The sequence below is a fragment of the Cellulomonas sp. ACRRI genome (assembly GCF_022346185.1).
GTDB lineage: Bacteria > Actinomycetota > Actinomycetes > Actinomycetales > Cellulomonadaceae > Cellulomonas.
Genome location: NZ_JAKRMS010000206.1, coordinates 1 through 3,934, shown reverse-complemented (window position 1 = coordinate 3,934; position 3,934 = coordinate 1). Strand labels below are relative to the sequence as shown.

The following is a 3,934-nucleotide window of genomic DNA, read 5'->3' as shown; positions in this document are numbered from 1 at the left end:
GTCCGAGGGGGCGGAGGTCGGGGCGGCGCCGTCGGTCGGGGTGATCGTGATCGTGATGCTCACCGTCGCCGTGTCCCCGAACTTCGCCGAGGCGAAGCCCGCCGCCGGGCCGATGAGCGCCGCGCCGACCAGCAGGGTCGCCAGGACGAGGCGGCCCCAGCGGCCGAGCGCCGGGGCTTCGCCCGCCGCCGCGGACGACGCGTCCGGAGCCTCGGCGCCGCCCGCCGCGCCGCCGCGCGCCGGGACGCGGCGGTCAGCCGAGCAGGAGCGCATCGTCGTGCCGGTCGCGTGCGGAGGGCCGGCGTTCGCCGGCGGCCCGGCGTGCCCGCCGGTCGTCGAGCAGGGACAGCACCTCGAGCGTCGCCAGCGCCGCGAGCGGCGGCACGAGCATCACGGCCCGGCCCTGGGCGGACCCGGCCCAGTCGAGCACCCAGCCCCAGCGCGGGTACACGTCGAGGATGATGCCGCGCACCTGGCTCAGCGGGGTGGCGTTCGGGTCGGGCCGGGCGTTGGCGTCGCCCTTGGTGTAGATGTACGGCCGGGTCAGCGCGTCGCCGGTCTCGGGGTCGTACGCCTGCACCATGCGACCGGTCGCCACGTCCTGCTGGAGTACGGGCAGGTTGCGCAGCGCGACGATCCGGTGGGTCACCAGCTGGTCGCCGCCGGCGGGCCAGAACGTGGCGACCTGCCCGACGCGCAGCTGGGACGGGTCGTCGATCCGCCGCATGACGACGGCGTCACCGGCGTCGAACGAGCCCTGCTCGGGGCCGGACATGGAGCCGGAGGTGACGATGAGCAGCCGCTGCCCGTTGGCCTGGAACCACAGCGGGACCGCGAGCGAGGTGGCGTAGGCGAGCCCGCACACGACGATGACCGTCCACAGCGCCGTGCGCAGCGCGCGGCGGCCGCGGGACTGCACGGTGGCGTGCCGCGGTCGCTCCGGGTGGGGTGCCCGGCGCTCGACCGTGGGAGCCGGCCTCGTGGTCATCTGCGTCTCAGCGCCTCCGACGGGGTCAGCGGTGCGGGTCGGTGGGGTCCTGCTCGGCCGCGAACGTCAGCTGCAGGTCGGCGCTGGCGTTCTGGAACTCGTTGCCGATGGTGTCCGGGACCGACACGCGGACGCACAGGTCCTCGGCGGCGGACGAGATCAGCGACCGGCCGACCGGGACGATCTCGGTGGCAGTGCCCGCGAGCCCGGCGCCGGACGACCCGATCGGGGTGGCGCCGTCGACGCCCGCGGCGGTGCACTGCGCGGCCGGGAGGGCGTACACGTCGAGGGACAGGGTCCCGGCGAGGCCGGAGGCGTCGCTGGTGGCGGCGTACTGCACGCCGTAGACGAGGGCGAGCGACCCGGCGTTGGTCACGGTGACGGGGCTGTAGATCTCGTCGCCGGGCGCGAGGTTCCCGGGCGGCAGCGTGAAGGCGGCGTCCTCGCCGGCCTCGACGTCGACGGAGCCCGTGATGATCCCGGAGCGGCCGGCGTCGTCGTTGTCCGTGAAGATCGCGGACGTGACGAGCGAGGTCATGCCGAGGGCGGCCATGCCGAGGATCCCGGCGGTCGCGACCAGCCGGCGGCGCCGTGCCGGATCCCGCCGCGGCGGTGGGGGCGTGATCATCTCGCGGAGCAGCTCGTCCATCCGGGTGGTCATCCTCACGGGTGATCGGAACGGGTGTTACCAGGGCCTATCGGACGTATGGTCGCGCACCTTGAGGCGATCTGCCCGATTCGCGAGTGACGTCATGTGACGGCGTGTCGCGAGGCGGGGTCACGCGGCAGGTCCTCGGGCCGCAGCCGGTCCGGCGGCACGGCGGGGGAGTACAGGTAGCCCTGCGCCTGGTCGACGGTCAGCCGGCGGAGCGACTCGGCGGTGGTGGCGTCCTCCACGCCCTCCGCGACCACCTGCAGCCCGAACGAGTGCGCGAGGTCGACCATCGCCTTGACGATGACCTCCGACCCCCCGCGGCCGGTGGCGGCGAGGTCGGAGACGAACAGCCGGTCGATCTTCAGGCCGTGCACGGGCAGGTCGCGGAGCTGGGAGATCGAGGTGTTGCCGATCCCGAAGTCGTCGATCGACACGCGGACGCCGGCGTCGCCGAGCCGGTGCAGGACCGGCACCACGCGGGACGGGTCGCTGACCAGCGCGGTCTCGGTGATCTCGACCTCCAGCAGCTCGGCCGGGACGTCGTGCCGGGCGAGCAGGTCCTCGATGACCTCGACGACGGCGTGCGACGTGACGTCGTGCGCGGAGAGGTTGACGGCGACCGGCACGGGGTCGCCCTGGGCCCGCCAGGCGGCGAGCTGTGCGACGGACACCCGCAGGGCGTACCGGGTGAGGTCGTGGATGAGCCCGGACTGCTCGGCGAGCGGCACGAACAGGTCGGGCGGCAGCATCCCGCGGGTGGGGTGCCGCCAGCGCATGAGCGCCTCGAGGCCCACGGTCCGGCCGGTGCGCAGGTCGATCTTCGGCTGGTAGTGCAGCTCGAGCTCGTCGTCGACGCCGAGCGCGCGGTGCAGGTCGCCGAGCAGCACGAGCCGCGCGGGGGAGGAGTCGTCCTCCTCCGGGGAGTACACGGAGACGCCGAGCCGGTGCGTCTTGGCCGTGTACATCGCGACGTCCGCCATCCGCATCAGCGACGACGCGTCGTCGGCGTGGTCGGGCAGGCAGGCGACGCCGATCGACGTGTCCACGTGCAGCGCGAGGTCGCCGAGCATGAACGGCGGCACGAACAGCTGCCGCACCCGGCGGGCCGCGGCGTCGGCGTCCGCCACCGAGCGCACGTCGGTGAGCACGATGGCGAACTCGTCGCCGCCGAGCCGCGCGACCATGTCGTCCTCGCGGAGCGCGCCGCGCAGCCGCTGGGCGACCTGCTCCAGCAGCTCGTCGCCGCGGTCGTGGCCGAGGGAGTCGTTGATGTCCTTGAACCGGTCGACGTCGAGCAGCGCGAGCCCGACGGTCGTCCCCGTCGCCTCGGAGTCGGCGATGGCCCGCTCGAGCTTGTCGGCGAGCATCCGGCGGTTCGGCAGCCCGGTGAGCGAGTCGAGCAGCGCGAGGCGGGCGTTCTCGAGCGCGGAGGACTGCAGGCGGCGGGACGCGTTCCACACGGTGCGGAACAGCAGCAGCCAGAGCAGGACCAGCCCGCCGACGACCACGAGGGTCACGGTGCGGGTCGCGCTGGCGACGGCGTCGGTGGTCCCCTGGTAGTCGAGCATGACCTCGGCCGCGCCGACGACGACGCCGTCGTGCCGCACCGGGACGTAGACGTCGAGCAGCGTGGACTCGGAGCCGCCGAACTCCTCGCCCCGGACCTCGGTCACGACGCGGGCGTCGGGCTCGCGCTGCCGCACCGCGGCGTCGAGCCGCTCGCCGTCGGGGAACCCGGTGGCGTCGGCCTGCGAGTCGTAGAGCAGGGTGGAGTCGACGGTCCACAGCCGCAGCCGGCGCAGCTCGCGGAAGCCGGCGACCTGCTCCGTGACCGCGGCGGCCTGCTCCGGCGCGAGCACGCCGATCGTGAACGCCTCCTCGGGCACGGAGGCGGAGGCGTACGACTCGATGCTGCGGGCCAGCGCGATGCCGTCGCGCTGCGCCTGGTCCCGCATGACGTTGCCGGTCACCCAGACGAGCGCCACGCCGAGCGCGAGCATGGCGACGACACTGACGACGGCGAAGTACCGGGTCAGGGGCCAGCGCCGGGTCGGGGTAGCCAGCTCAGCCTCGTCTGCTCGGAGGGCACGGCCGGCGCGGGTCCGCACCGGTCTCGGGGCCGAGGGTAGGTGCCGCTGCCGGAAATGGCGAGAAAATCCGCGTTGCGGCGTTTCTCCTGGTTTGCCCGGCGCGTCGGTCGACCGGGTGAGAAGCCGCGCGACACGGCCGGCCACCCGTTCGGATCACGTGCGCGCGCACGCCCGCGGGGTAACGTCCACCCCGCCCACCCC

The 3,934-nt window shown here is 74.3% G+C and carries 4 protein-coding genes; all 4 read right to left on the bottom strand.

The window, feature by feature from the left end; all coding sequences use genetic code 11:
• Positions 1-273 (bottom strand): hypothetical protein (locus MHY85_RS20355; protein WP_239200130.1); only part of this gene is annotated, 273 nt, incomplete at its 3' end.
• Complete coding sequence (locus MHY85_RS20350; RefSeq protein ID WP_239200128.1) at positions 254-988, bottom strand: signal peptidase I; 735 nt, start codon at positions 986-988, stop codon at positions 254-256. The genes MHY85_RS20355 and MHY85_RS20350, both read right to left, overlap by 20 nt.
• A 25-nt stretch (positions 989-1,013) precedes the next feature.
• The gene (locus tag MHY85_RS20345; protein ID WP_239200126.1) at positions 1,014-1,655 is read right to left on the bottom strand and encodes a hypothetical protein; all 642 of its coding nucleotides are present in this window, start codon (positions 1,653-1,655) and stop codon (positions 1,014-1,016) included.
• Between the two features lie 83 nt (positions 1,656-1,738).
• A complete protein-coding gene (locus MHY85_RS20340) occupies positions 1,739-3,643 on the bottom strand; it encodes a bifunctional diguanylate cyclase/phosphodiesterase (protein ID WP_239200124.1) in 1,905 nt (634 codons plus the stop codon).
• Positions 3,644-3,934 lie beyond the last annotated feature (291 nt).

Bases quoted from the DNA above. Each gene is read 5' to 3' on its own strand.
- MHY85_RS20340 (WP_239200124.1), bottom strand. From the start codon at position 3,643: ATGCTCGCGCTCGGCGTGGCGCTCGTCTGGGTGACCGGCAACGTCATG.
- MHY85_RS20350 (WP_239200128.1), bottom strand. From the start codon at position 988: ATGACCACGAGGCCGGCTCCCACGGTCGAGCGCCGGGCACCCCACCCG.